At 49.4% G+C, this 24,593-nt stretch carries 28 protein-coding genes and 5 tRNA genes; 22 read left to right on the top strand and 11 right to left on the bottom strand.

Translation table 11 applies throughout. The features are described 5' to 3' along the window. The first annotated feature begins 9 nt into the window (after positions 1-9). From ASJ33_RS07230 to ASJ33_RS07240, 3 genes are all read left to right on the top strand, one after another. Positions 10-1,011 carry a nicotinate phosphoribosyltransferase gene (locus ASJ33_RS07230; protein WP_023652721.1) on the top strand — a complete coding sequence of 334 codons (1,002 nt, stop codon included), beginning with the start codon at positions 10-12 and terminating at the stop codon, positions 1,009-1,011. A gap of 118 nt (positions 1,012-1,129) precedes the next feature. Further along, positions 1,130-1,378 (top strand): HgcAB-associated protein HgcC, encoded by a 249-nt coding sequence (gene hgcC / locus ASJ33_RS07235; protein WP_023652722.1) that lies wholly within the window; start codon positions 1,130-1,132, stop codon positions 1,376-1,378. Between the two features lie 3 nt (positions 1,379-1,381). Next, positions 1,382-2,215, top strand: a complete 834-nt coding sequence (locus ASJ33_RS07240; RefSeq protein ID WP_023652723.1) for an arsenite methyltransferase — start codon at positions 1,382-1,384, stop codon at positions 2,213-2,215. Here the strand turns inward: ASJ33_RS07240 and tilS are convergent. The 5 genes from tilS to ASJ33_RS07265 are packed head-to-tail and all read right to left on the bottom strand — an operon-like array spanning position 2,212 to position 7,389. Next, a complete protein-coding gene (tilS, locus tag ASJ33_RS07245) occupies positions 2,212-3,642 on the bottom strand; it encodes a tRNA lysidine(34) synthetase TilS (protein ID WP_041331333.1) in 1,431 nt (476 codons plus the stop codon). The genes ASJ33_RS07240 and tilS overlap by 4 nt on opposite strands. Positions 3,643-3,685: 43 nt before the next feature. After that, a complete protein-coding gene (locus ASJ33_RS07250; protein WP_012882460.1) occupies positions 3,686-4,309 on the bottom strand; it encodes a histidine phosphatase family protein in 624 nt (207 codons plus the stop codon). Positions 4,310-4,311: 2 nt separating this feature from the next. Continuing rightward, complete coding sequence (locus ASJ33_RS07255) at positions 4,312-5,490, bottom strand: M48 family metallopeptidase (RefSeq protein ID WP_041331336.1); 1,179 nt, start codon at positions 5,488-5,490, stop codon at positions 4,312-4,314. Next, positions 5,490-6,134, bottom strand: a complete 645-nt coding sequence (locus ASJ33_RS07260; RefSeq protein ID WP_023652726.1) for a TIGR03936 family radical SAM-associated protein — start codon at positions 6,132-6,134, stop codon at positions 5,490-5,492. The genes ASJ33_RS07255 and ASJ33_RS07260 overlap by 1 nt, the downstream gene beginning before the upstream one ends. Then, positions 6,115-7,389: an HlyC/CorC family transporter gene (locus tag ASJ33_RS07265; protein WP_012882463.1), complete on the bottom strand. Its 1,275-nt coding sequence runs from the start codon at positions 7,387-7,389 to the stop codon at positions 6,115-6,117. Before ASJ33_RS07265 ends, ASJ33_RS07260 begins: the two co-directional genes overlap by 20 nt. Before the next feature lie 119 nt (positions 7,390-7,508). On the opposite strand from ASJ33_RS07265, the gene tsaD reads away from it, so the two are divergent. From tsaD to groL, 3 genes are all read left to right on the top strand, one after another. Next, entirely contained in the window at positions 7,509-8,489 is a 981-nt protein-coding gene (gene tsaD / locus ASJ33_RS07270; protein ID WP_041331338.1) for a tRNA (adenosine(37)-N6)-threonylcarbamoyltransferase complex transferase subunit TsaD, read from the top strand. 491 nt (positions 8,490-8,980) lie between these two features. Next, entirely contained in the window at positions 8,981-9,277 is a 297-nt protein-coding gene (locus ASJ33_RS07275; protein ID WP_012882465.1) for a co-chaperone GroES, read from the top strand. Positions 9,278-9,304: 27 nt separating this feature from the next. Beyond that, entirely contained in the window at positions 9,305-10,918 is a 1,614-nt protein-coding gene (gene groL / locus ASJ33_RS07280; protein ID WP_012882466.1) for a chaperonin GroEL, read from the top strand. An 86-nt stretch (positions 10,919-11,004) separates the two neighbouring features. Here groL and ASJ33_RS07285 read toward each other — a convergent pair whose 3' ends face one another. Continuing rightward, positions 11,005-12,264: a M16 family metallopeptidase gene (locus ASJ33_RS07285; protein WP_023652728.1), complete on the bottom strand. Its 1,260-nt coding sequence runs from the start codon at positions 12,262-12,264 to the stop codon at positions 11,005-11,007. A gap of 107 nt (positions 12,265-12,371) precedes the next feature. On the opposite strand from ASJ33_RS07285, the gene hypA reads away from it, so the two are divergent. From hypA to ASJ33_RS07345, 12 genes are all read left to right on the top strand, one after another. After that, positions 12,372-12,731, top strand: a complete 360-nt coding sequence (hypA, locus tag ASJ33_RS07290) for a hydrogenase maturation nickel metallochaperone HypA (RefSeq protein ID WP_023652729.1) — start codon at positions 12,372-12,374, stop codon at positions 12,729-12,731. Beyond that, positions 12,712-13,365, top strand: a complete 654-nt coding sequence (hypB, locus tag ASJ33_RS07295) for a hydrogenase nickel incorporation protein HypB (RefSeq protein WP_023652730.1) — start codon at positions 12,712-12,714, stop codon at positions 13,363-13,365. Before hypA ends, hypB begins: the two co-directional genes overlap by 20 nt. Beyond that, the gene (gene hypF, locus ASJ33_RS07300; RefSeq protein WP_041331340.1) at positions 13,366-15,657 is read left to right on the top strand and encodes a carbamoyltransferase HypF; all 2,292 of its coding nucleotides are present in this window, start codon (positions 13,366-13,368) and stop codon (positions 15,655-15,657) included. It begins immediately after the preceding gene. Next, a complete protein-coding gene (locus ASJ33_RS07305) occupies positions 15,657-15,872 on the top strand; it encodes a HypC/HybG/HupF family hydrogenase formation chaperone (RefSeq protein ID WP_041331342.1) in 216 nt (71 codons plus the stop codon). The genes hypF and ASJ33_RS07305 overlap by 1 nt, the downstream gene beginning before the upstream one ends. A gap of 3 nt (positions 15,873-15,875) precedes the next feature. Further along, positions 15,876-16,970, top strand: coding sequence for a hydrogenase formation protein HypD (hypD, locus tag ASJ33_RS07310; protein ID WP_041331343.1), 1,095 nt, complete (start codon positions 15,876-15,878; stop codon positions 16,968-16,970). Next, positions 16,963-17,970 (top strand): hydrogenase expression/formation protein HypE, encoded by a 1,008-nt coding sequence (gene hypE / locus ASJ33_RS07315; protein WP_023652734.1) that lies wholly within the window; start codon positions 16,963-16,965, stop codon positions 17,968-17,970. The genes hypD and hypE overlap by 8 nt, the downstream gene beginning before the upstream one ends. A gap of 164 nt (positions 17,971-18,134) precedes the next feature. Beyond that, positions 18,135-18,755 carry a TetR/AcrR family transcriptional regulator gene (locus ASJ33_RS07320; RefSeq protein ID WP_041331345.1) on the top strand — a complete coding sequence of 207 codons (621 nt, stop codon included), beginning with the start codon at positions 18,135-18,137 and terminating at the stop codon, positions 18,753-18,755. A 9-nt stretch (positions 18,756-18,764) separates the two neighbouring features. Then, positions 18,765-19,088 (top strand): hypothetical protein, encoded by a 324-nt coding sequence (locus ASJ33_RS07325; RefSeq protein ID WP_012882475.1) that lies wholly within the window; start codon positions 18,765-18,767, stop codon positions 19,086-19,088. Between the two features lie 105 nt (positions 19,089-19,193). Further along, positions 19,194-19,270, top strand: a tRNA-Trp gene (locus tag ASJ33_RS07330). 5 nt (positions 19,271-19,275) lie between these two features. Beyond that, positions 19,276-19,362, top strand: a tRNA-Leu gene (locus ASJ33_RS07335). A gap of 13 nt (positions 19,363-19,375) precedes the next feature. Next, a tRNA-Gly gene (locus ASJ33_RS07340) sits at positions 19,376-19,450 on the top strand. Between the two features lie 37 nt (positions 19,451-19,487). Beyond that, positions 19,488-19,562 (top strand) — tRNA-Cys (locus tag ASJ33_RS07345). Between the two features lie 227 nt (positions 19,563-19,789). On the opposite strand, the gene ASJ33_RS07350 is transcribed toward ASJ33_RS07345, so the two are convergent. Next, positions 19,790-20,140 carry a hypothetical protein gene (locus ASJ33_RS07350; RefSeq protein WP_236886595.1) on the bottom strand — a complete coding sequence of 117 codons (351 nt, stop codon included), beginning with the start codon at positions 20,138-20,140 and terminating at the stop codon, positions 19,790-19,792. A 146-nt stretch (positions 20,141-20,286) separates the two neighbouring features. Here ASJ33_RS07350 and ASJ33_RS07355 point away from each other — a divergent pair. Further along, positions 20,287-20,371: transfer RNA gene (locus ASJ33_RS07355), tRNA-Leu, on the top strand. A gap of 15 nt (positions 20,372-20,386) precedes the next feature. Then, positions 20,387-20,953, top strand: a complete 567-nt coding sequence (locus ASJ33_RS07360; protein WP_041331347.1) for a glycerol-3-phosphate acyltransferase — start codon at positions 20,387-20,389, stop codon at positions 20,951-20,953. Between the two features lie 50 nt (positions 20,954-21,003). On the opposite strand, the gene ASJ33_RS07365 is transcribed toward ASJ33_RS07360, so the two are convergent. The 3 genes from ASJ33_RS07365 to ASJ33_RS07370 form a co-directional block, all read right to left on the bottom strand. After that, positions 21,004-21,417: a helix-turn-helix domain-containing protein gene (locus ASJ33_RS07365; RefSeq protein WP_041331350.1), complete on the bottom strand. Its 414-nt coding sequence runs from the start codon at positions 21,415-21,417 to the stop codon at positions 21,004-21,006. Positions 21,418-21,582: 165 nt separating this feature from the next. Next, on the bottom strand, positions 21,583-21,723 hold the full coding sequence (locus ASJ33_RS08500; RefSeq protein WP_010937128.1) for a DUF5679 domain-containing protein: 141 nt from the start codon (positions 21,721-21,723) through the stop codon (positions 21,583-21,585). Between the two features lie 90 nt (positions 21,724-21,813). Continuing rightward, entirely contained in the window at positions 21,814-22,425 is a 612-nt protein-coding gene (locus ASJ33_RS07370) for a MarC family protein (protein ID WP_012882479.1), read from the bottom strand. A 114-nt stretch (positions 22,426-22,539) separates the two neighbouring features. Here ASJ33_RS07370 and ASJ33_RS07375 point away from each other — a divergent pair, with 114 nt between their 5' ends. After that, a complete protein-coding gene (locus ASJ33_RS07375; RefSeq protein ID WP_041331352.1) occupies positions 22,540-22,986 on the top strand; it encodes an SRPBCC family protein in 447 nt (148 codons plus the stop codon). A 4-nt stretch (positions 22,987-22,990) separates the two neighbouring features. Here the strand turns inward: ASJ33_RS07375 and ASJ33_RS07380 are convergent, their stop codons facing one another. Continuing rightward, positions 22,991-23,968, bottom strand: coding sequence for a hypothetical protein (locus ASJ33_RS07380; RefSeq protein WP_012882481.1), 978 nt, complete (start codon positions 23,966-23,968; stop codon positions 22,991-22,993). 188 nt (positions 23,969-24,156) lie between these two features. On the opposite strand from ASJ33_RS07380, the gene ASJ33_RS07385 reads away from it, so the two are divergent. After that, positions 24,157-24,558, top strand: a complete 402-nt coding sequence (locus ASJ33_RS07385; RefSeq protein ID WP_012882482.1) for a gamma-glutamylcyclotransferase family protein — start codon at positions 24,157-24,159, stop codon at positions 24,556-24,558. Positions 24,559-24,593 lie beyond the last annotated feature (35 nt).

Here is a 24,593-nt window from a genome sequence, read left to right on the forward strand (position 1 = left end):
GGAGGGGTTATGAGTATTAAACCAAAGTTTAATATACCCGGAAACCTGCTCTCAGGGGATACCACTGATATTTATTTTGCCCGTACAGTGGAAATACTGACCAAGGAAAACCAGAATCCTTTAGCAGTGATGGAAGTATTTGCCACCCGGCCGGGTATTCTGTGCGGCCTGAGCGAGGCTGTAGAGCTTCTGCAGGCGATATTACCGGCGGGCGAGGGCGAAATATGGGCTTTGGAAGACGGCGACCAGATTTCCGCTAAGGAAGTTGTCATGCGCATCAAAGCTCCTTATCTGAGCTTCGGTCTTTACGAGACTGTTTATTTAGGCATGCTGGCTTCAGGTACAGGCTGGGCAACCGCCGCCAGTGAATGTGTTGAAGCAGCAGGGGATATACCAGTTACCAGCTTTGGTGCACGCCATATCCACCCGCTGGTTGCCGGACGCATGGATTATGCTGCTATAGTGGGCGGGTGCAAAGGCTGTTCATCTATTGAAGGTGCACGGTTATCAGGAATCAACCCTTCGGGCACCATTCCCCATGCCCTGATACTGGTCATGGGTGATACTTTAAAAGCCACCCTGGCCTTTGACAAACACATGCCGCCCCAAGTACCCAGAATAGCTCTGGTGGACACCTTTAAAGACGAAGTGGAAGAAAGCTTGCGGGTAGCCGTTGCCATGGGACAAAGGCTGGACAGTGTCAGGCTGGACACCCCCCTTGAGAGAGGCAGAGTCACAGCCGATTTGGTTAAAGAAGTACGGGCCAATCTGGATATGGACGGACACAAACACGTTAAGATATTTGTCTCGGGCGGCCTTACCCCGGAACGTATCCGCTACTTTGCGGAGAATAACGCCCCGGTAGACGGCTACGGCACAGGCAGTTATATAAGCGGTGCCCGCCCTATTGATTTCACCGCAGATTTGCACGAAATTGATGGCAAACCGATAGCCAAGCGGGGGCGGATACCCGGTCTTGCCCAAAACCCCCGCCTCAAAAAAGTACGCTAGCTATCCCCATACTAAAGTTTAAAGCGGCTCTGACCAGCCGCTTTTTTTATTTGACAGAAATAACCAACTGAAGTATTATTCAGTATATTCTGATTTTTCTGATTTTTGTGAGGCCAATATGGAAGAAAAATGTTGCTGCGGCATAGATGCCATTGTAAGCGTGGATGCCCGCGGCCAGCTGGTACTGCCAAAGGAAATCCGCACTAAGCTGGATATTCAGCCGGGAGACAAGCTGGCAGCCATTACCCGGCATTCAAACGGGAAACCCTGCTGTCTGCTGCTTATCAAAGCAGACGAATTTTCGGAATTGGCCAATGAAATAGTCAGCCCCATTTTAAAAAACATGACAATTGCAGGAGGAGATTAACCTATGGCAGACATCAAGAAACTGGTTCGGGAAGAATATGGCCAGATAGCCGAAAATGCGGCTTCGCCAGCCAGCGGCTGCAGTTGCTGCAGCTGCAGCTCAGACATGGCAGCCGAATCCAGCCTTCAGGCAGGCTATACCGAAGAGGAAATAAACTCCGTTCCCGAAGGGGCGAACCTGGGACTGGGGTGCGGCAACCCTCTGGCACTGGCTGAAATAAAGGCAGGGGAAACCGTACTGGATTTGGGGTCGGGCGGCGGCTTTGACTGCTTTTTGGCAAGCCCGCGGGTAGGTGCAAAAGGTAAAGTAATAGGTGTTGACATGACACCCCAAATGCTGTCTATAGCCAAACGCAACGCTTTTCAGGGCGGCTATACCAATGTGGAGTTTATCCAGGGGGAGATTGAAAACCTGCCGCTGGAGTCAGACAGCATAGACCTTATCATCTCCAACTGCGTAATAAATCTGTCACCGGATAAGCCCGCTGTTTTCAAAGAAGCCTTGCGGGTGCTCAAGCCGGGCGGACGGATAGTTATATCCGACATTGTACTTGAAGGGGAACTGCCGGAAGAAGTCCGCAAATCTGCCGCCGCATATGTAAGCTGTATTGCCGGTGCGGAACAATTCTATGATTATTTGGATATAATCCACGACGCCGGTTTTATTGACATAACATTACTATCCAAAGAAACCTACGGCTCAGGCAGCTGCTGTGATGACCAAGGTTGCGGCTGCGGCTGTTCAGACGAATCCTGTCACAGCCATGAAGATGCTGAAACCAATGAGCTGGATGGTTTAATAAGCAGTCTAAGGCTCAAAGCTTATAAACCGCTTTAGCCCAACAGATTGAATTCCACCCGAAGCACCCGGCGGGTCTTTTCGTCTATCTTGGCGGACTGGCCGATACGATAACCCACCAACCAGAGTATCTTTTTGCCGGAAATAAGCAATGGTACTCTGGCCCGCCAGCTTCGGGGGATTTTATTATCTATCATAAATTCCTTCAGGCTTTTGGCTTCTTCCATACCCAGCGGCTGAAACTGATCACCCTCGGTGCGGGTGCGGACTGCCAGGTCACTCCCGGCTTTGTCCATATCCAGATAAGCCACCAGAGTACTTTCACTTAAATCCAGCCCCACTGGAGAAGGCAATATTTCAGTTTTTACCACCCAGCCGTCAATGACAGTTTCCTTGCCAATTGTCAGCGAATACTCACCCTCACAAGGCGGATACGGACAGAGAGCGTCAATGCCCCAGCCCAGTAGGTAATGCTCATAGTCTACCTGAAAAACCAGTTTATAAGGTAAATCTATTCGCCGTCCGGCAGGCCTGTCCAACGTCTGGACAATGCTCTCTATATGACGGGCTTCAATGTCTTTTAATCCGCCCAGCAATTCTTCCATCATCTGACGCAAAAGGTTTCTTTTAAGTGCAGGATGAAGCCGCTGCATCTCTATTTTTTCAATCATAAGCACATTATCCTGACGGATTACCAGTTCAGCCTTCATTTGGGAGGTAACTTCATCCAGCAGAGCCATTTCTTCTCCCGCAATAAAAGCGGTGCGGAGTATGGTTTCCTCAAACGCAGGGTTAATTGCCCGAAGCATGGGCAATACCTCCAGCCTTATCCTGTTCCGCAGGGGTTCGGTGCTTTGATTAGTTGCGTCCTGTACGGGTGAAAGTCCGGCTTCGCAGCAATAACTTTGAGTTTCCGCCCGGCTGAGACTGAGCAAAGGGCGGATAACCCTTAGACAGCCCGCACCGGCTATGTCACGGCTTACAACAGGTCTAAGCCCTTGAAGACCTCGGGTTCCGCTGCCGCGTACCAGATGGAGCATAACGGTTTCAATATTGTCATCTATAGTATGTCCCACCGCTACTGCCGCCGCACCGTGTTCAGCCGCAGTCCGGCAAAGAAAAGCATAACGCATTTCACGGGCGGCTTCTTCAGTTGACAGGTGGTGTTCATCCTGATAGGCCTTGACACTGATTTTCTGCTGGCAAAGGGGCAAGCCTAAATTATCGGCCAGTTCAGCCACATAGGCGGCATCCCGCTCAGACTCTTCACCCCGCAATCCATGATTCAAGTGTGCCAGCCGTAAACTGAACCCCATTTCACTACTCAGTTTATGCATTATGTAAAGCATGCAAACAGAGTCAGGCCCGCCGGAAACAGCCAGCAGTATTTCATTTCCGGCTGAAACCAGCCCCTGCTTTTTTATATATTTTCTTACCCGTTCTGTCAAAATATCGGTATTGTCCAAGGGTATATTCCCGCCTTTTAAAATTTAATGAATAAGTATATTTTCAAATGCAACGGCTGTCATGGTGAAAGCCATTTTCGTTAAAAAGTGCCAGATAGGCCTGACTGCCCTTAAACTCTATCAGACTCAGGCTGCCGATGTGAAGCCTGAAATTGCCCATTTTTTCCAGGGGCAAATCAAGCACCTTGCAGATAATAGCCAGTATCACAAAATAATGGCAGACCACCGCCACATTCCGGTCAGGGTGCTTGGCAGCTATATCAGTGATAACCCGCCAGGCACGGGTCTGGACATCAGTGAGGGATTCGCCGCCGGGAATACGGGGTAAACCGCCCTCAGGATGGGGTTCGGTAAAAAGTTCGGTAACCTTCATATTGGTACTGCCCATGTCAATACCTTCAAAATCACCTGCCTCTATCTCCCGAAGGTCAGGTGCGGTATTAATGGCAAGCCCATGCTCAAGTGCAATAACCTCGGCGGTCACTTTTGCCCGGCTGAGAGGACTGGTATATATGGCAGACAGTTTTTCCTCTTTTAGCCGCAGTGCCAGACTGCGGGTCTGGTGTAGCCCGTTTTCATTCAAGGGGGTATCACTTAACCCTCCCTGCAGCCGCCTTTTATTATTCCAGTCTGTTTCCCCGTGGCGTATCAAATATATTCTGGTCATGTCTAGCCTCTGTCTAGGCTGTGGCGTTTTTCGAATTCGTCCGCCAAGCGGATTCTCTGCATATAGCTGGGATGATCTTGAGTGAGCCGTTCAAGCCAGTTTGAGGGTTCGGCTTCAGACAAATTCTGGTTGGTCAGACGAGTCATAGCTGTCCGAAAAGCCGCAGGGTTATTACTGATATTCAGAGCAAATTCATCTGCCTGTTTTTCAATTTTGCGGGTAAAGAGACTGATCACAGGTGAAATAAGCAAAAGCAGTACCAAAAGTATACCCCCAAGCAAGGGCAGCCCGGCAGGGTCTGCCAGTCCTTGGTATCCCACAGCATCACTCAGATAACTGAAAATAACCCCGCCCGCTGCCAGCACCCCGAACAAGATTGCTGCCTGAAGGAAAAAAAGACGAAGCATATCATTATGCTGCTGGTGAGCAATCTCATGGGACATGATAACCTCTATTTCAGGTATAGAGTAACGGTCTATCATATTGTCACTTAAAACTATCCGTCTTGTACGTCCCAGACCCATAAGGGCGGCATTGGCAGCAGTTCCGCGGGCACTCAACTCTATAACATATATACCGCGAACATACACGCCTATACGGCGGCATAGCTCTAAAAGGCTATCTCTCAGTTTACCTTCTGCCATGGGTTTCATGGAGTAGAAAAGTGGTATAAGCCAGACCGGAGCAATAAAAGTCATACCCATGCTGACAGCCAGAAATCCCAGCCAAACCAGCAGCCACCAGATATCCGGCCAAGTATCCATAACGGCATAAACCGCAGCTACCAGAAGCCCACCCAGCACCAGAGTGATTAAAAAAGATTTGGCGGCATCTGTGAAAAATGCCTGACGTGTCTGGCTTAGTACACCATAGCGTTTGCCCAATACATATCCGGTGTAATAACCAAACGGCAGGCTGAATATTTCGTAAACCAGCGCAATAAGGCCAAAATAGACAACGGCTGACCAAACAAGCGGCAATCCCAAATGGCCGGTAAAAGAGGCAGATAATCCGCCAAAGATCAGACCCAATGCCGCTAAGGCAATAATAATCGTCTGAATATAAGCGAACCGGCGTTGAAGCCGGCTGTATTCTCCGGCTTTTTGCTGGCGTTCGGTATCCAGCCTAAGGGGAGAGTTTAAACTATTTTCGGGTGGAAGAGCCAGTTCATCTTCAGGCATCAGGCCTCCAAAACAAGCCGTCTACGCTCCATTGACAGGGGAAATTCGGTAATACCCAGTGCCTTGGTCAATTGTTCAGGGCGGCCTGCCCCTTTACTATCGCACTGAAGGAGCATCCGTAGACGCAGTACACCCTCTGCCAGAGAAACCACTTCCAGTTCAGCTACCTGAGCGCGCAAATCATATTCTTTCACCTTGTCCTGACGCTGCAATTGCCAGACAAGAATGTCTTTAGCCAGAAATTCATCCACCGCCTGCCGGCACTCCGCAAGGGACATGCAAGTACGCACATCTACCAGATACTCCGCCTGCCGCACCAGTGCCTGCAGCGAATCCTGTTCAAGTGGCACAACACAGCTTTGGAGTATCTTGACACCCTCCGGCAGCTGGCGATTTATTAAATCTTCAAAATAATGGGGACTGAGAGCGGCGGAAGTATACAAATCCATAAATTCCGCCCGGCTGGTATATCCAACCGGCAAGGGTGATGCCAAAGCCATGCGCGGGTGCGGGTTAAACCCCTCCGAATAAGCAGGTTCTACTCCTGCCCGGTAAAAAGCTCTCTGCCACAGACGTATTATGTCAAGGTGAGAAACAAATTTCAGGTTTTCTCCCCTTTGATATTTAACTCTTAGACGCTGCACGTTTTTCCTTTGTTATCAGGACTTCGTCAATCTTCATACCCTTCATACGGGTAATGACCACCTTGAGGTTCTGGAATTTAATCTGCTGACCTTGCTTGGGTATGTATCCCAAACGGTCAAGTATCAATCCGGCAATAGTTTCATAATCACCTTCAGGCAAGTCCAATTCCATTTCAACATTAGCTTCTTCTATGCGCATACTGCCGTCTACCTGGAAGGTATACTCGTTAATAGACTCATAATCTTTTTCAGCTTCAGCCAGTTCATCACCCACCGGCCCTACAATCTCTTCCATCAGGCGTGACAAACTCACAATACCGGCAGTGCCGCCGTATTCGTCTATAACCACGCACATACGAAAATTCTTTTCCCGCATTTCATTGAAAAGCTTGCCGATAGGCTTGGTTTCAGGAGCAAAGTAAGCCGGACGCATAAGGTCGTCCACCAAATCCTGTGGAGTATGAGTACCTTTAGCAAGTGCCATCAGCACATCTTTAATGGATAAAATACCCAGCACATTATCCATGTTTTCTTCGTACACAGGGAAACGTGACATAGGAGACTCGGAATACAAGTCCATAAAGTTTTTCAGGGTTGAGCCCTTTTCCACGCTCTCCACTTCCGGCCTGGGCACTATTACTTCACGCACCGGCCGGTCGGAAAACTCAAACACCTTATGCAAAAGCTCAGCTTTGTCTTCTTCTACCGTACCTTCTTTATGGCCTACGGTTATCATGGCACGGATATCATCTTCGGCAACCAGCGAACTCTTAAGCGAAGGCCCGCCGAAGAGTTTGGTGAAACCGGAGGATATCCAGCCAAGCAAAGCCACTACGGGTGCAAATACTTTTGAAATTATTTCTACAATAGGAGCTACCGAAAGGGCTATCTTTTCAGAATGCTGGGTGGCCAGAGTTTTGGGAGTGGTTTCGCCAAAAACCAGCAGTACAATAGTAACACCCGCAGTGGCAATAAGCACACCGGTTTCATTGCCCCAGACTGACACCGCCAGAACGGTACCCAAGGCGGAAGCAGCCGTATTTACGAAGTTGTTTCCCAGAAGCACCGTTGAAAGGAATTTTTCCGGCCTTTCCATCAGTTTGGAGACCTTGTCTGCTCCCTTTACTTTGCTTTGTACCAGATTTTGCAGACGGAAACGCTGTAGCGAAATAAAGGCAGTTTCAGAGCTGGCAAAGAAAGCTGAAAAGACAACACACAGAAAGAAGAGTATAAGGTACCAAGTATCGGTACTCATTTTGAAGAAAACCTCACTAACCTAGGCAACAGAGCCTGGATATTTATAATAACATTGACCTATATGGGTGTCAAAGGGTTTAGCCCCCTTGACATTGTCTATGCTATAATCCTGAATATATGAAAATACTTGGTATAGAAAGCTCCTGTGATGAAACCGCGGCTTCGGTAGTAGAAGACGGCGTAAATATTTTATCAAACCGCGTATCCTCACAGATAGATATCCACTCCCGTTACGGCGGGGTAGTTCCCGAAGTAGCTTCCCGCCAGCACCTGCTTTCCATATTACCGGTAATAAGTGACGCACTTAAGGAAGCCGGTATCGGCTTTGATGAAATTTCGGCTATAGCCGTAACCAACGGGCCGGGGCTGGCAGGCTCTTTGATTGTGGGGGTCAATGCCGCCAAATCTATAGCCGCCGCCCGCCGCATACCTCTGATTGCGGTAAACCACCTGCACGGTCATATTTACGCAAACTGGCTTTCTGGCAAAGTGCCGGAATTCCCCTGCCTGTGCCTGACTGTATCAGGCGGGCATACTGATTTGGTGCTGATGAGAGGACATGGTCAGTACGAACTGCTGGGACACACCCGTGATGATGCCGCAGGCGAAGCCTTTGACAAAGCCGCCAGAATACTGGGGCTAAGCTATCCGGGCGGGCCTGCCATAGACAGAGCTTCGCAGGATGGTCAGGCAGTACTGGATTTGCCCCGTTCGTGGATACCCGGCAGTCATGACTTCAGCTTCAGCGGACTAAAAACTGCCCTGCTCAGGCTGGTGGAAAGCGGCGAAGTCTGTTCGGTAAATGATGCCGCCGCCAGTTTTCAAAAAGCAGTGGTAGATGTACTGGTAACCAAAACCATAAACTGCGCCCGAGAGTACAACGTAAAACAGATACTGCTGGCAGGCGGAGTGGCCGCCAACAACCTGCTGCGTAAACAGCTAAGCGAACAATCCCCTCTGATGGTTTCCATACCGCCGATAGGTTTATGTACCGATAATGCTGCCGTAATAGCCTCCTGCGGCTATTTCCGCTTTATATCCGGCAGCCAAGACGGACTGGATATGGATGTTCTGCCTGCACTGTCTGTTACTTCCTGAGTCAACCGGCTGCGAATGTCTGAAAATAAAAAAGGAACCCGTTTCCGAGCTCCCTTTTACAACTTGTACAGTATTTGAGGCGGCCTGTACAGTTTTAAAAGACCATCCAGATCTTTTAGAACTGTAATCAGTATAAATCAGAACCAAAGGTCTTACTATCGTACTTATTACGTAAATTATCTGCGCATTTATGCGTAGTACTATAATATACTTTTGTATATTTTTGAGTAATTACACGTCTAAGCAACTCTGCTAAACCCTGTTACTGACACGCTAACAATCATTAGAGAGAGTTTACAATATTGGATAAGATAGCTTTTTTAGTTTTTAGACGTATATTCCAGTTTATTTAACCCTAAATAACCATAACTTCCCCTGTATACAGTTGCAGGTGACCTCTCAGTACTGTATTATATGCCTGTTAGCAGTCTCGTACTGAGACTGCTAAAAAATTGCCGCAATAAATTTAGTCAAACTTAGAAGGAGGAATAATGGCAATTAGATTCGAACCCCTGCACAACATGGTACTCATCCAACCCCAGGAAAAACAGGATATGAGCAAAGGCGGCATCATCATCCCCGACGCCGCTCAGGAAAAATCCCAGGAAGGCTTGATAGTAGCCGTGGGTCCCGGCCGTCTGGATAAAGATGGCAAACGCGAAGTTATGAGCATTAAAGTCGGCGACAAGGTTCTTTTCCCCAAATTCGGCGGTGTTGAACTTAAATCTGGTGGCATTGAGTATATCATCATGCCCGAAAGCCAGATTATGGCTAAAATCGTAGGCTAAATTTTTTAACGAATATTAGGAGGTATAATGGCTAAGCAGATTATATTTGGCGAAAAAGTCAGGGTCTCCCTCAAAAAGGGTGTTGATACTCTGGCCAACACAGTAAGAGTAACCCTTGGTCCCAAAGGTCATCCCGTTGCCCTGGAGCGGAAATGGGGCGCACCCACTGTTATAGATGACGGTGTAACCATTGCCCGTGATATTGAACTGCCCGATGCTTTCGAGAATATGGGCGCCCAGCTGGTCAAAGAGGCCGCTACCCGCACCAGCGATGCCGCCGGTGACGGTACCACCACCTCTATCGTACTGGCTCAGGCCCTTATCAACGAAGCCTTCAAAAATATTGCCGCCGGTGCCGAACCTATCAATCTGAAACGCGGTATCGAAAAGGCTGTTGCTGCCTTGAAGGCCCAGCTCCGCAAGAATTCCACCCCCGTCAAGGGCAAACAGCAGATTGTTCAGGTCGCTACCATCACCGGTAAAGACCCTGAAATCGGCAACCTGATTGCTGACGTTATGGACAAAGTCGGCAAAGACGGCGTTATCACTATTGAAGAATCCCGTGGTCTGCGCTATGAAACCAGCTACGTAGAAGGTATGCAGTTTGACCGCGGTTATATCAGCGCCTACTTCGTAACTGACCCCGGCCGGATGGAATCTATCATGGAAGACGCCACCATTCTTATGACTGACCGCAAGATTGAAACCGTTGCCGAGCTTCTGCCCGCTCTGGAAAAAATCCTGCAGATTTCAAAGAATCTGGTCATTGTAGCTGAAAATGTTGAAGCCGAAGCTCTGGCTACCCTGGTAGTCAACAAGCTGCGCGGCAATCTGAATATCCTGGCTGTCAAAGCCCCCGGATATGGTGACCGCCAGAAAGCCATGCTGGAAGATATGGCCATCCTGACCGGCGGCCATGTAATCAGCAAGGAAGCCGGCCGCAAGCTGGATTCCGTAACCGAAGCTGACCTTGGTCATGCCCGCAGAGTTGTCTCCAATAAAGACAAGACCACCATCATTGACGGCGAAGGTTCTGCCGAAGCTATCAAGGACCGCATCAAGCAGATTAAAGCCCAGATTGAAGAAACTGAATCTGCCTTTGACCGCGAAAAACTGCAGGAACGCCAGGCTGCTCTGGTCGGCGGCGTAGCTGTTATCGCCGTAGGCGCTGCTACCGAAACCGAAATGAAAGAGCGCAAAGCCCGCGTTGAAGATGCTCTGGCTGCCACCCGTGCTGCCATTGAAGAAGGCATCCTGCCCGGCGGCGGCACCGGTCTCCTGAACGCCCTGCCCTGTCTTGATGCCCTTAAACTGGAAGGCGATGAAGCCACCGGTGTCAATATCGTCCGCAAGGCTCTTATTGAGCCTGTCCGCTGGATTGCCACCAACGCCGGCAAAGACGGCAACGTAATCGTTGACAAGGTCAAGAACTCACCCGTAGGCCATGGCTACAACGCTGAGAAAGATGTCTTCGGCGATATGGCTGAAATGGGTATCATTGACCCCACCATGGTTGTCCGCTCCGCCCTTGAGAACGCCGCTTCTATTGCCAACATGGTTCTTATAACCGACTCACTGGTAGCCGACATTCAGGATAAAAACCCCGCTCCCCCCATGCCTGAAGCCCCCGGAATGTACTAAGACCCGTACGGGTTAAATAGAAAAGGGCGGGACTTCGATCCCGCCCTTTTCTTTATCATGAATAATCTAAACGGCAGACCGGTTGTCTAGCCTTTCAGTAAACCCTCCACTGCTTCTTTGTCTACCGGCCCTACCAGAGCCAGCCGCATTTCAGGTTTCCTAAAATACTCACCCGCTAGTTCCATTACAGCTTTCAGACTTACCCCGTCTATCAGACGAATAACGTCTTCATGGGTATTCACCCTTCGGCACAGCAGTTCCTGAGAGCCTATCCATTTAGCCATATAACGGCTGTCTTCCATAGCCAGATGTATCCGCCCCTTAGACATTTCCTTGGCTTTTGTCAACTCCTCAGCCGTTATGGTTGTTTTTGCGCTTTCCAGTTCCGTAAGTATAGCCTCGACACAGGCCGTCAGATTGGCAGGATCTACTGCGGCATATATGGAAAAAGCCCCTGTATCATGCAAAAACTCCGTACCGGACTGGACAGAATAGGCTAATCCCAAATTATCCCTGACATGGGCAAAAAGGCGGCTGCTCATACCATCACCCAATATGGTGTTTAATATGCTGAAAGCATAACGGCGGTCATCCAGACGGTTCATGCCCGGCATGGCCAGCATCAGGTTAATCTGCTCCGCATCTCGCTTGTCCACCCCTATCTGGCAAGGATTGCCATAATGATATGGGGCAAAAGACTGTATTTCATTCTTCCCGCCCAAACCACTGAAGGCCTGGGAAATAGCCGCCACGGCACTCTTGTGCTTTATATCTCCGGCTACTGCCACCACAATATTGGCAGGGTTGTAATGGCTGTGCATGAAAGCCTGCAGTTTTTGCTTGTCCAGCCCTGCCACGCTCTGTCGAGTACCGGCAATATCCCGCCCCAGCGGGTGATTTGGCCAGAGTATTTCATCAAGCAGCAGCCCCACCCGGTGGGAAGGGTTGTCCAGGCTCATGCTTATTTCTTCGTAGATTACCTTGCGTTCTTTTTCAAGGTCTTCGGGGTTAAACAGGGGGGTTACCAGCATATCCGAAAGCACATCCAGGGCCAGAGCAAACTTGTCACTGCCCACTTTGGCATAGTAAAGGGTAGACTCACGGTCGGTAGCCGCATTCAAAATACCCCCCACCCCCTCTATGGCACTGGAAATAAGCTGGGAATCAGGATACTTTTTGCTACCCCTGAATACCATGTGTTCTATAAAGTGGCTGGCACCGGCCTCGCAGTCTGTTTCATAACGCGAACCCACCCCGATATATACGCAAATGGTAACCGAACGGCTGGCAGGCATATGGTGACTTATTACCCGCAAACCGCTTGGCAAAACACTTAATTCATACAAATAAACACCTCGCTTCTTTCTGAATAATAAACACAGCCTTAAAAGGTGTCAAATAAACCCTTAAATTAGACACCTAAGTGAGTCTGCCTTATAATTAAATAAGAATTATGCACGAACTATCCATAACCGAAGAACTGCTAAAAACAATTGTAGCCAAGGCCGAAGAAGCCAAAGCCCGTAAAATCAGCCGGATAAATCTGGTGATAGGCGAATATGCGGGCGTGGTGGAAGACAGCGTAAAAATGTGTTTTGATATACTCAGCCAGAATACTATGGCCAAGGGGGCGCTTTTAGAATTTAAGCGCATACCCGCTGAGTTCCGTTGCCGTTTGTGCGGCCATACCTTCCCTTCAGGGCAGCATTCACTGGTCTGCCCCAAATGTCAGGGCTGGAATGCCGAAGTGATAGCCGGCAACGAATTTTTTATTGAAAGCATTGAGGTAGATGATGAAAGTCAAAGTTCTTAAAAATATCACTGACATGAATGACCAGCTGGCTGCCAGAAACAAGGATATGTTTACCGGAAAAGGCATACTGGTGATAAATGTCATGTCTTCACCCGGCGCCGGTAAAACCAGCTTGCTTCTGAAGACTATTGAGCTGCTGGGAGATTATACCAGGGTGGGTGTGATAGAGGGTGATATAGCCTCAAGCGTAGATGCCGAAAAAATAGCCGCCACCGGTTCGCAGGCTATTCAGATAAATACAGACGGGGGCTGCCATCTGGATGCCAACATGGTAGCCTCAGCCGCAGACGGGCTGGAACTGGACAAGCTGGATATTATTTTTATTGAAAACGTGGGCAATCTGGTCTGCCCGGCCGGATTTCAGCTGGGCGAAGCCAAAAGGGTAGTGCTGGCATCTGTGCCGGAGGGTGATGACAAACCCACTAAATACCCCTTTATGTTTAGGGATACAGACGTAATAGTCATAACCAAAATGGATTACCTGCCGCTTAGTGACTTTAATATGGAATCTTTCCGTAAAACAGTGCTGGGTCTAAACCCGGACGTAAAAATAATTGAGCTTTCAGTAAGGAATGGCCAGGGGCTGGACGAATGGACAGCCTGGCTGAAAAGCAACCTCCTCAAGGGGAAATAGATGCTCGCACCTAAGCAAACCAAGCGGTTTGCCTTTGCCATCAGCGGGATTGTCCAGGGGGTGGGCTTCCGCCCCTGTGTTTACCAGCTGGCCGCCAAACACAGCTTAAACGGCTGGGTCAGGAATACTTCTGCCGGAGTGGAGATAGAGGCGGAAGGAATTGAACAAGCACTGGACAGCTTTTCAGATGAGCTAATTAGACTCAGCCCGCCCCAATCAGTCATTAAGACATTTAAACAGACTGAAATACCCTTAACAGGTGAAGAAGGGTTTACCATCAAACCCAGCCAGAGCCTTTCCGGGCGTTTTCAGCTGGTTTCACCGGATATAGCCACCTGCACCCAGTGCCAAAATGATATTCTTGACCCCCGAAATCGCCGCTACCGTTATCCCTTTACCAACTGCACCAACTGCGGCCCCCGTTTTACCATAATTGAGGACATACCCTATGACAGACCCCTGACCACCATGAAAGACTTTGAAATGTGCCCGGCCTGCCAGGCCGAATATGACAACCCTTTAGACCGCCGTTTCCATGCCCAGCCCAATGCCTGCCCGGTGTGCGGCCCCCGCCTCTGGCTGGCTGATAAAACCGGAAAAGAGCTTGAAAGTGCCGATGCCATAGCAGAAGCCGCAAAACTGCTGAAAGACGGCCGGATTTTGGCCATACGGGGTCTGGGGGGCTTTCTGCTGGCTGCTGACGCCACTAATCCGCTGGCGGTTAATACCCTCCGGCGCCGTAAACACCGCCCTTCCAAACCCTTTGCGGTTATGCTTCCTAATATAGCCGAAGCCCGCAAACACTGTTTTATATCCGCCGAAGAGGAAAAGCTGCTGATTTCACCCGCCGCACCCATAGTCCTATGCAAATGGAACAGGGAAAGCCCCGTATGCCCCGAAACCGCCCCCAAACAAAATTATCTGGGCATAATGCTGGCGTACACACCTATCCACCACCTGCTTCTAAAGGAAACAGGTAAACCCCTTATCATGACCAGCGGCAACCTGAGCGAAGAGCCCATTGCCAAAGACAATGACGAAGCCCTGAAACGGCTGGGCAATATAGCGGATTATTTTCTGCTTCACAACCGCCCCATTTACTCCCGTTATGATGACAGCGTGGTCATGTATGAGGCCGGTGCAAAAAGGGTAATCAGGCGGGGCAGGGGTTATGCCCCCTACCCTGTCCAGACCTCTTTTACGGATAAAGAAGTACTGGCGCTTGGTCCGCAGGAAAAGAATACCTTCTGCCTGCTCAAAGACGGTTATGCCTTTGTCAGCCAGCATATAGGGGATATGCAAAACCCCGAAACGCTGGACAGCTTTGAAGAAACCCTGGCGGTTTACCTGAAGCTATTCCGCTTAAACCCCCAAATAATAGCTTCAGACCTGCACCCCGGTTATATTACCACCGCTCTGGCTGAGGCACGCTCAGCCAGCCTTGACATACCTCTGGTCAAAGTCCAGCACCACCATGCCCATATTGCCTCCTGTCTGGCGGAAAACAACTGTGATAATGAGGTTATCGGGGTGGCTCTGGACGGCACCGGCTACGGGCTGGACGGACATATCTGGGGCGGGGAATTTTTCTGCGGGGGCATAAAACAGGGTTTTAGCCGCCAAGCCCATCTGGAATACCTGCCTCTCCCCGGAGGCGAAGCCGCCATCAAAAAACCCTACCGCACAGCCGTGTCATATGTCTATACCCTGCTGGGGGAAGAGGGCCTGAACTTTTTTAAAGATATAGAACCGGAAGAACTGGATATCATAAAAACCCAGCTTGACAAGAAACTGAACTCCCCCCTTACTTCCAGTGCGGGCAGGCTGTTTGATGCGGTTGCCGCCCTGTGTGGAATCTGCCAAGTGGCAAACTATGACTCCCAGCCGGCCATAGAGCTGGAAACCGAAGCCGGGGATACCGAATTTGCCCAGTTCTACCCCTTTGAGTTAGACTTAGATAAGGGCATTTACCTGATACGGCTGAAGGGCATAATCCAATGCGTCCTTTCAGACCTTTCATCAGGCAAAACAGCCGCTTATATATCGGTAAAATTTCACAACACAGTCAGCCAGATAGTTCTGGACACCTGCCTAAGGCTTTCAGCCCAAAGCGGTCTTACCAAAGTAGCCCTTTCAGGCGGAGTTTTCCAGAACAGGCGGCTTTTCCGCCAGGTGATAAAAAAGCTGGAAGCAGAGGGATTTGAAGTGATTACCCATAAAGAAATCCCCTCTAATGACGGCTGCATATCACTGGGTCAGGCGGTAATAGCCGCCAGCCAAGGAGGAATATAATGTGCCTTGCAGTACCTGCCAAAATAATATCAGTTGAAGACGGGGTAGCGGAGGTAGACCTGAACGGGACTACCTATAAAGCCAGCCTGATGCTCACCCCCGAAGCCAAAGCGGGTGATTACGTACTGCTTCACACCGGCTATGCCATACAGGTAATAGACGAAAAAGACGCTTTGGAAACTTTGGAAATATTCAAGCAGATGGAGATGCTTTAAAGAGTGAATTTCATAGAGGAATTCCGCAGCAGCCAGTCAGGGCGTGCCCTGCTGGAATATATAAACAAACGTTCCACCAAGCCTGCCCGCTTTATGGAGTTTTGCGGCGGGCATACCGTAGCCATTTTCCGTTACGGCATCCGCCAGCTACTGCCGCCCCATATTGAAATGCTGTCAGGGCCGGGCTGCCCTGTTTGTGTAACCTCTACCGCTGACCTGGACAAAGTCATAGCCCTGTCCAGGCGGCCAGGGGTTATAATCTGCTCATTCGGTGACCTGCTAAGGGTTCCCTCCAGCCGCCAAAGCCTGCTGGAAGTGCGGGCGGAAGGGGCAGACGTACGTATTGTCTACTCTACCATGGACGCACTGGAGATAGCCCGCCAGAACCCCTTGAAAAAGGTTATCTTTGTGGGTATAGGTTTTGAAACCACCGCCCCCACTATAGCCGCTTCGGTAATACAGGCGCGTAATCAGGGGCTTGCTAATTATTATGTAATATCACTCCACAAAATAACCCCGCCCGTCATGCGGGCGATACTGGATGCGGGCGAAACCCGCCTTTCAGGTATAATCTGCCCCGGCCATGTTTCTTCTATTACCGGCAGTAATGCCTGGGAGTTTATCCCCAGGGAATACCGGCTGGCCTGTGCCGTGTCCGGCTTTGAAAGCCTGGACATACTCTACTGTGTCAAGTCTCTGGTAGACCAGGTGGAAGACGCAACTCCCCGTCTGGACGTCAGCTATTCACGGGCAGTCAAACCTGAAGGCAATACTGCCGCCCTTAAGATTATGGATGAAGTATTTGATATCTGCCCGGCAAACTGGCGGGGGATAGGTATTTTACCCCAAAGCGGCCTCTGCCTGCGGCCTGAATTTGCCGCTTTTGATGCCGAAAAAAACTTTGAAATAAAACTTTCCGAGCCCAGCCGCGAAACACCCGGCTGTCTGTGCGGTGAGATTATCAAAGGCACCCGGACACCTCTGGAATGCAAGCTTTTTTCAAAGGTCTGCACCCCGGAAAACCCGGTCGGGCCGTGCATGGTCTCTTCTGAGGGCACCTGCGCCGCCTATTACCACTACGGAGGCAAACTTGGATAAAACCAAAATCCTGCTGGCCCACGGTTCGGGCGGGCGCTTAACCCATGACCTTATCTCCAAGCACCTTGTCCAGTCTCTGTCTAACCCGCTCTTAAACAAGCTGGATGATGCGGCTGTTTTTGAGTCCAAAGGGAAAACGGCTTTTACTACCGACAGTTACGTGGTAAACCCCATTTTCTTTCCCGGCGGCAATATAGGCAAACTGGCAGTCTGCGGCACAGTCAATGACCTGTCTGTCATGGGGGCTGTCCCCAAATACCTCAGCCTGGCTTTTATCATTGAAGAAGGTCTGGACATATCCGCTCTGGAAGAAATAATAAAGTCTATTGCTGCTGCCGCTAAAGAAGCCGGGGTGGAAATAGTCACCGGAGACACCAAAGTGGTCAATACCGGCAAAGCCGATAAGATATTTATAAATACCGCCGGGGTAGGCTTCATACCCGAAGGGCTGGACATATCCGGTGCGAACGCACGCCCGGGTGATGCGGTAATTGTATCCGGCACTATGGGTGACCACGGCATAGCCATTATGGCCCAGCGGGAAGGGCTGAACTTTAAAACAGCCGTTGAAAGTGACTGCGCCCCCTTAAACGGGCTTATCACTGATATGCTCAAAGTCTGCCCCCGGATACACGTCATGCGTGACCCCACCAGAGGCGGACTGGCAACCACCCTTAATGAGATAGCCGGGCAGTCACAGGTGGGAATAGAACTGAACGAGGAATCTATACCCGTCAAGCCGGCAGTGGGCGGTGCCTGTGAGGCACTCGGCCTTGACCCCTTGTATGTAGCCAACGAGGGGAAAATTATAGCTATAATGCCGGAAAAAGATGCCCCGGCTGTACTCTCTGCCATGAAAGCTCACCCTTACGGGAAAGACAGCGCCATTATCGGGCGGGTAATCTCCCCAAACCCCGGGCGGGTAAGCATACGCACCCCGCTGGGGGCGCTCCGCATACTGGATATGCAAAGCGGAGAGCTGCTGCCGCGCATCTGCTAGCACAACCATAAGCATCAAAACAGGCTGGACAGTTATTCTGCCCGGCCTGTTTTATTTTTAAAATCTCCCCGAAATATCTTTCAGGCTGTATTGACAATGCCCGCTTTTAAACTATAATTAGTATATATTGAATGAATATTCAATGAACTTTAAAGGAAACGCCTATGCCCAAAGCAGTCAAAGCGGAAACCCGCAAAATACAGGCTGAAAAACGCCGCCAGGAAATACTGGACGCTGCCCTTAGAATATTTGCCGAACAAGGCTACCAGGGGGCAACTATCAGCCAGATATCCGAAGCAGCTGGAACATCTCTGGGACTGCTTTACCATTATTTTCCCAATAAAAAGGCCCTGATGGAGTCGGTAATAGCCGAAAATAGTTTCCTGCCCCTGTTAAAAAGAATACTCGGAAAGCCCGGCGACCAGAATATACAGACTGTCCTGACAGAATTATGCACAGGGTTTTACCGCCTGTTGGAAGAAAAAAAGGAACTGGTGGTTGTTTTTCTACGGGAAGGAACCAGCAATCAAACTGTCCGCCAAGTATGGTTCGGTATGCTTGCCCAAGGGGCTCTCTCCATTAAAAAATTCCTTGACCAATATGTGGAACGGGGAGTGCTGAAAACTCACGCTACCGACGTTTCCGCCCGCAGCCTCATGTCAGCAATAGTAATGCTCTACCTGACTAACGAAGCTTTCGGTGACGGATTTGCCAAGCCTGCTGAATTCATAACCCAGATGGTAGCTAACCAGCTTAATGGTATAGAAGCCCGCCAAAAAGAATAGGAGGATGTAATGAAACTGGAACGCAAACACGGCATCGCAATTATGACCCTTGGCTGTCTTATCCTTACGGGAGCGGTACTGGTATTCATATCCGTACCGGATTGGGGTAATTTTATCGGCTCGTACTTTCAGGGAGTAAACCCCGATGAATATTCTCCGCAGGTTGCACCTTTGCTTACCACATGGAAAAGCCTGTTCAGCCCGCTGCTTGCCCAGGTGGGCGGTTATATGAAAGCAGCCGGTATATTCGGTGGTTGTGCCCTGAGTGTTATGGGTCTGATTGCCCTGTTTGCCGGTGCCAACGTCATCCGCCAGAGTGCAAAATCCGCCTGAAAACTCTTTGAAAAATGGTGCCAAATGAAAGCTAAACTGCCTCCGGGCGGAGTTGACTTCGGGGGCAGTTTAGTAGTAAGATACTTTTCTAGATTTTTACAATTTAGGAGTGTAGCTCAGTCCGGTAGAGCAGCGGTCTCCAAAACCGCCGGTCGAGGGTTCGAATCCTTCCACTCCTGCCATACTGGCCGAGATGGTGGAATGGCAGACACGCTAGCTTGAGGGGCTAGTGAGTGATGAGCTCGTGGGAGTTCAAATCTCCCTCTCGGCACCAATAAGTTATAGGGGCGGAAGTAGTTCAGCGGTAGAATGCCTCCTTGCCAAGGAGGAGGTCGCGAGTTCGAATCTCGTCTTCCGCTCCAAAATCACTTACATGGTGCAAAATCTAGTCTTTGGCTGGGCGACGTAGCCAAGTGGCAAGGCAGGGGTCTGCAAAACCCCTATTCAGCGGTTCGAATCCGCTCGTCGCCTCCAATATCCTTCTGTATCCATCAGTTCAATTCATGTTCTGTTTTTTCTTTCCAGACTTTTAAACGTCATCGTAATTGTCTATGTATATTTTGTCTTTTGCTTTCCCGGATTATTATCAAAAGTACGTGTCATTTAATCTGCATCACAGGATAAACTAAACCCGTGTCGTCAGGATATAATCCACAGCAAACACGGGCATAAATTTTGTAAAACCGACAAAATGCAGTAATTTAAATGTTTTTATTGCTGACAACCCTCCAGATTAACTTTAAGCGATAACCCAGAAGAGCAAGCAAAGGCACCGATATAAAAAATGACATAAACAGCCAGTCAGAGTTTTGATTGAGGTGGGTAACTTCTGCCAACCCTATAGTAAGCACGCCGCCCAGAACAGCCCCCAGCACCCCCAATCCAAAAGAGCCTGCATAGGGCGTACGGTAACGCAACGATATCATGGCCATACAAAGTCCCAGCGGATAACCAAACACTATTCCCAAAATAGCCCCGCCTAAAGCTGCAAACCCGGCCGAATCAGAGCCTATGACAAATACCGCCAGCCTGCTCAATATTATCGCACCCACAATCCCCCCTCCACATAAAATAGCCAATGCCAATACATGTTTCAAAAAACCCGGCCCATCAAATATATTTTTTATTTTCATTATTCCAGTATAGCTTTTTTCCTTGAAAGAAGCACCGCAAGACGCTAAAATGGCGTTACCAATTAGCCGGGGTGGCGGAATCGGCAGACGCAGCGGACTTAAAATCCGCCGGAGTAATCCTTGTGGGTTCGACCCCCACCCCCGGCACCACTTTGAGGCTGTAACATGCCTTTACTATTTGTCCTGCTAAGTTATCTGCTAGGAACTTTTCCGTCCGCCTACCTGGCCGGATACCTGAGTCAAGCCGGGGATATCCGCCTGATAGGTGACCGGAACATGGGCGCCCAGAATGCCTATCGCTGCCTTGGACGAGGCTGGGGTATAACAGTCTTCATTTTTGACCTTACCAAGGGTGCTTTAGCCATTATGCTGGCTCTGACGACTGGTCTAAGCCCCGGCTGGGTTATGGCGTGCGGCTTGGCCACTGTTCTGGGGCATAACTGGCCTGTCTGGCTGGGATTCAGGGGAGGGCGGGGTGAGGCAACGGCCATAGGGGTAATGCTGGTAATCGCCACCCAGCCGATGCTGCTTATGGGGGGGTTGGGTTTACTGGTACTAGTAATTACCTCAAGCGTTATTACCGCCTCGGCAGTTATGTTCGGGCTTCTATGGCTGGCAGTTATTGTTTACGGCCTGCCCGGCGAAGTGGTAGCTTACAGCATCGGACTGCCGGTAGTGGTAGGACTGACCCACTACATACGCAGCCGCCAGACCCGTTTTCAAACCAAATAAAAATCCGGGAATCAATCCCGGATAATATACTTACTGCCACCCCTGGAAACTCAGGCCTTTTCTGTCCAGCCCAGTTTCTTCCAGAGCCGTTCAAACCAGCCTTGTTTGGGTGTATCATCGGGCGTATTTTCACCCGGTGCATTAAGCAGTTTAAGCTGACTCTCCATCTGTTTAATTTTTTCAGTAGCCGCCCCGAGCTGAGCTGCCAAAGCCAGATTCTTTTCATGAAGTTCACGGACAACATCCATAAACTGGATAGGGGTTTGGATAGTCTGCAGGGAAAGGTCTTCCTCATCTTCTTTCTTTAGGTCAGACGGGATTTCATAAATACGGTACTCCTCACCGAAAGAGCCGGGAACCAGTTCCGCCTGTATCTTGCCGGATTTGATATAACGCCGGATGGTACGGGTAGAAACACCCAGTAAATCTGCGGCTTGGGCAATAGTCATACCTTCTTTAGTCATGGCTTGACAAGTTTAGGTAAAGACACAGATTTTGTCAAGGGGTCAGCCAGATTTATTCCGAAGCTGTCTGGCAGGTGATTTGAAATAACTGCAGGCTATGCCCGCAAATGGAAAAGCCGGGGTATGGATAATATCCCCGGCTATTTCAACAAACAGATAAAAAACTTATGCTTTGCCGATTTTGAACATTTTGGTGCCGCAATCGGGGCAAACACCCTGAGTGGCGGGACGGCCGTTCTTCATGGTGATCTGCTTGGTATTTTTCATTTCCTTCTTTGCGCGGCATTTCATACAATAACCCTGCATAGCTTACCTCCTATTAGATTTGTATAAACGATAAAACACTCTGAACGCAATGTCAAGCCTTTAGCAAACATTTTTTAGCTATATTTTAGTTTAACCTCCTCCGCTGACCGCTCCAAGTATCTCCTCAAGGCGTAAACCTTTGATAATCATGCTGATAGCAATAGCCGCCAGAAACAGGCTGAAAATACGTGACATAGCTTTAAGACCGCCTCTACCCAGATATTGAATAAACCATTCATTAGACTTAAAAATAAGCCAGGTTGCCAGCATATTCAGGGCAAAGGAAATTAGTACTATGTACAGGGGAAATTGGTTTACCAGTAAAATCAGGGTAGTGATAGTGGCCGGCCCCATGGTAAGGGGAGTACCGATGGGTACAACCGCCACCATCTCCTCTTTGATAACTTCTACCATGTGCCCGCTGGTCATATAGCGTATGGCAAAAAGAAGCAGAATAAGACCGCCGGCAATTGCAAATGCCCCCACGGATATCCCCATCAAGTCCAGTACCAGCTTCCCCATAAAAAGAAACAGCAGCCCCAGCAGCGAGGCGGTGATAACAGCAAGGTTTACTACCTTTTTGCGTTCTTCGGCGGTGGATTGGTCGGTAATGGATATTACAAACGGCAGATTACCCACTGCATCCACTACTATAAACAGCGGCACAAAGGTCAGCAGAATATCATTCCAGAACTCACTCATGCATTTATTACACTCCTACCCCAGAATGCTATGTCCTCAAGGTATATTCTGTCAACACCTGTTGCCACCGTTGCCGTCAGGTTTATAATAATTTATCACAGGCAAGGATTTATTTTGATAAAATATCTGTTTAAAACTGTCTGGCACTTTGATGCCCCGCCCCAAAAGGTCTGGGAGCTGATTAAAGATGCCCGCATCATGCCCGAATGGTGGCCGGGAGTAAAACGTTTTGAAATACTATCTGCAGAGCAGGAAATGTTGCCGGGCTGCCGCATACAGGCATCTGTAAAGGGTCTGATCGGAGATCTGAACTTCGAACTGGAAATAAACAAGACAGTACCCTGCAGTGAAATCGTTATGCAAAGCCGCGGGGACTTGGCAGGACAGGGGGTCTGGACACTCACCCCTGACAATGGCAATACTATCAGTACTTATATCTGGGAAGTGGCCACCACCGGAAGATTGATGAATGCTATAGGGTTTTTCTGCAAGCCTATATTCATCTGGAATCACAACCGGGTAATGAACGCCGGATTTAAAGCCCTAAAAAAACGTCTCTGAACGGTCACTTGGCGCTAAGGGACAAGGGCAGCAGATAGGTTTGACCGGGTTTACGGTTAAGATACGACTTGGTATATTCCTGCGGGAATGAATAGACAATTTGAACTTTGGGGTGTTCCAGCCAGAACAGGAAAACACCCACCACCTGGGGTTTAGTGCCGAACGGACCTATCACCATGTTATAGGTAGTTTTCACTTCATCATAAATAGACTCAAGTATATTACGGACTGCCCATGGATTGTCTGCCGGAGCCTGCCGCACTTCTACCGAGGGCTGGGAAAGCAAATATTCGTTGTTTTTCTCGGCATATTTCAGATATTCAAGGTTGCTGTCACGGGGGGCGGTTATCAGGGCAATAGTACGGGTAGGATTAAACTGCTTCCAGACCGAAAGAGCCCGTTCAGGTTCAAAACCTAGGAAAAGCACCAGAACATTGTCTTTTTCCAGAGATATATTCCCGAAGTAATTGGTAACCGTACTTATCTGCTGAACACCCTGGGTCAAACGGGTGGGAGAGTACGACTGGGTGGTATGAATCATGCGGGGTAACCCCAGATTAGCTTCAGCTACCAGATAATGCATCAGCCCCAGCAGGTAGACCTTGGTAAAGCCGGAAATGTCTACAGTTATAAAAGGCTCTTCAGAATCTTTGGGTTTACACCTGTGCCAGATACTCTTTAACTGACCGATACCGTCAACCGGGTCTTCACGCTGACAGCGGATAACAAACAAACCCTCAGCCGTTTTGCGGGAAAGAATAGCCTGTATCTTGGCCAAGTTTACTTCCACCAGTTCCTCATGGCGGGGTTCTTCAATCACAAAGATAATGGAATACCGGGCCCGGAAATTCGGGCTCATGCGCTGGATAGAGGTGACACACCGTTCCTCAAAACTGGCACAACAGATAAAAAGGTCATCAGGCCCGTATTCGTTAAGACGAGTCAGCACCTCTATCAAGATTGGTTCTTCAGTAGCCTTCATGGCGTCTCCAGACAAACCCGCATTTTGCCCAAATATAAACGGAATCAGTCAATAAGTCAAATTGACGCAAAGCAGGACAGGGACACTAACGGCCAAATATCCCCCGCTATATCATCCACAACACCCATTTAAAGCCCTTTACCAAACAGCTATAATGATATAATCTAAATAACAAACAGGAGAGTGACATGCTGTATTTTGCATACGGACAGACCCTCAGCCGCAAACAAATGAAGGAAATCTGCCCGGACGCTGCCCCAAAACAGAGTGCCGCTCTGGCTAATTACAAGCTAGTTTTTCTGGGATATTCACGCAAATGGCACGGAGCACTTGCCAGCATCAAACCTTCCCGCGGTGACAGAGCCAAAGGTGGGCTTTACGAAATCAGCGAATCAGGATTGCGAAAACTGGACGCACACGAAGAGTTTCCTGCCAACAGTGAACGGATAAAAGTAAATGTCCATGACGATGACGGAAATATGCTGGAAGCCTTTACCCATACCCGCCGCCGCTCTGATGACGAAGGGAAACCTTCCGCCGAATATCTGGCTGTAATCCAGCAAGCCTATCATGAATGGGGTCTTATTTGACCCTTAGACAGCGCTTGACAGTTTAAAAACACTGT

It is taken from the genome of Dehalococcoides mccartyi, assembly GCF_001889305.1.
Classification (GTDB): domain Bacteria; phylum Chloroflexota; class Dehalococcoidia; order Dehalococcoidales; family Dehalococcoidaceae; genus Dehalococcoides; species Dehalococcoides mccartyi_A.

What these genes read in the sequence shown, in the direction of transcription:
- ASJ33_RS07230 (WP_023652721.1), top strand. Translation starts at nt 10, where the DNA reads ATGAGTATTAAACCAAAGTTTAATATACCCGGAAACCTGCTCTCAGGG.
- hgcC (WP_023652722.1), top strand. Translation starts at nt 1,130, where the DNA reads ATGGAAGAAAAATGTTGCTGCGGCATAGATGCCATTGTAAGCGTGGAT.
- ASJ33_RS07240 (WP_023652723.1), top strand. Translation starts at nt 1,382, where the DNA reads ATGGCAGACATCAAGAAACTGGTTCGGGAAGAATATGGCCAGATAGCC.
- ASJ33_RS07250 (WP_012882460.1), bottom strand. Translation starts at nt 4,309, where the DNA reads ATGACCAGAATATATTTGATACGCCACGGGGAAACAGACTGGAATAAT.
- ASJ33_RS07255 (WP_041331336.1), bottom strand. Translation starts at nt 5,490, where the DNA reads ATGCCTGAAGATGAACTGGCTCTTCCACCCGAAAATAGTTTAAACTCT.
- ASJ33_RS07265 (WP_012882463.1), bottom strand. Translation starts at nt 7,389, where the DNA reads ATGAGTACCGATACTTGGTACCTTATACTCTTCTTTCTGTGTGTTGTC.
- tsaD (WP_041331338.1), top strand. Translation starts at nt 7,509, where the DNA reads ATGAAAATACTTGGTATAGAAAGCTCCTGTGATGAAACCGCGGCTTCG.
- ASJ33_RS07275 (WP_012882465.1), top strand. Translation starts at nt 8,981, where the DNA reads ATGGCAATTAGATTCGAACCCCTGCACAACATGGTACTCATCCAACCC.
- groL (WP_012882466.1), top strand. Translation starts at nt 9,305, where the DNA reads ATGGCTAAGCAGATTATATTTGGCGAAAAAGTCAGGGTCTCCCTCAAA.
- hypA (WP_023652729.1), top strand. Translation starts at nt 12,372, where the DNA reads ATGCACGAACTATCCATAACCGAAGAACTGCTAAAAACAATTGTAGCC.
- hypB (WP_023652730.1), top strand. Translation starts at nt 12,712, where the DNA reads ATGAAAGTCAAAGTTCTTAAAAATATCACTGACATGAATGACCAGCTG.
- hypF (WP_041331340.1), top strand. Translation starts at nt 13,366, where the DNA reads ATGCTCGCACCTAAGCAAACCAAGCGGTTTGCCTTTGCCATCAGCGGG.
- ASJ33_RS07305 (WP_041331342.1), top strand. Translation starts at nt 15,657, where the DNA reads ATGTGCCTTGCAGTACCTGCCAAAATAATATCAGTTGAAGACGGGGTA.
- ASJ33_RS07320 (WP_041331345.1), top strand. Translation starts at nt 18,135, where the DNA reads ATGCCCAAAGCAGTCAAAGCGGAAACCCGCAAAATACAGGCTGAAAAA.
- ASJ33_RS07325 (WP_012882475.1), top strand. Translation starts at nt 18,765, where the DNA reads ATGAAACTGGAACGCAAACACGGCATCGCAATTATGACCCTTGGCTGT.
- ASJ33_RS07360 (WP_041331347.1), top strand. Translation starts at nt 20,387, where the DNA reads ATGCCTTTACTATTTGTCCTGCTAAGTTATCTGCTAGGAACTTTTCCG.
- ASJ33_RS07365 (WP_041331350.1), bottom strand. Translation starts at nt 21,417, where the DNA reads ATGACTAAAGAAGGTATGACTATTGCCCAAGCCGCAGATTTACTGGGT.
- ASJ33_RS08500 (WP_010937128.1), bottom strand. Translation starts at nt 21,723, where the DNA reads ATGCAGGGTTATTGTATGAAATGCCGCGCAAAGAAGGAAATGAAAAAT.
- ASJ33_RS07370 (WP_012882479.1), bottom strand. Translation starts at nt 22,425, where the DNA reads ATGAGTGAGTTCTGGAATGATATTCTGCTGACCTTTGTGCCGCTGTTT.
- ASJ33_RS07380 (WP_012882481.1), bottom strand. Translation starts at nt 23,968, where the DNA reads ATGAAGGCTACTGAAGAACCAATCTTGATAGAGGTGCTGACTCGTCTT.
- ASJ33_RS07385 (WP_012882482.1), top strand. Translation starts at nt 24,157, where the DNA reads ATGCTGTATTTTGCATACGGACAGACCCTCAGCCGCAAACAAATGAAG.